This is a genomic window from Deinococcus sp. (assembly GCF_018260555.1).
GTDB lineage: Bacteria > Deinococcota > Deinococci > Deinococcales > Deinococcaceae > Deinococcus.
Window position 1 is genome coordinate 1 of sequence record NZ_JAGLBB010000165.1, and the last position, 581, is coordinate 581.

General features: G+C 52.0%; 1 protein-coding gene and 1 tRNA gene. Both read right to left on the reverse strand.

Translation table 11 applies throughout. From position 1 onward, the window contains the following. Positions 1 to 69: 69 nt before the first annotated feature. Positions 70 to 154, reverse strand: a tRNA-Tyr gene (locus QZ271_RS14435). Positions 155 to 387: 233 nt separating this feature from the next. Continuing rightward, positions 388 to 581: hypothetical protein (locus QZ271_RS14440; RefSeq protein ID WP_291432635.1), on the reverse strand; the 194-nt coding region annotated here is incomplete at its 5' end.

Consider the following 581-nt stretch of genomic DNA (forward strand, 5'->3'; position numbering starts at 1 on the left):
CTACACCCGCGAGGTATCGTTCACTTATCTTCACTTACTTGCTACTACCCAGTTTTCCTTGCAAAAACTTGGTGGAGGGGGCTGGATTCGAACCAGCGTACTCATAGAGAACAGATTTACAGTCTGTCGCCTTTAACCACTCGGCCACCCCTCCGCGGGAACCGCAGAGTATGAAGCATCTACTCACAACTGTCAACCTTATTTACTGATGCCTGACTGCTGCATTTGCGTATAAAGAAGAAGTTGGCTGCTTCGGGGCGTGATTATAAGCTCCCGATTTGAGAATGTGCAAGGGTTGGCGCGAAAAAGTCGACTTTTTTTCGCATTTTTTTATCACCCCCGGCTGCAAGCCGCATTTTTCCGTCATTCGCCCCGTATTTCTCCCTTTCACCGGGCGTCAGGCGGATGCATCCAGGAGTTGCCAAGGGGCTTATATTTACGCAACAACTGCTGATGCAAGCCCGATAGCACGGGCAATTTGGGGTTGCGTGGATCCAGGCGGCGCACACCGGCAATAAACGTCAGCGCCTGTTGCCCCATGCGCTCATCCCAGCCTTCGTGTTCCAGGCATTTCAGTACCG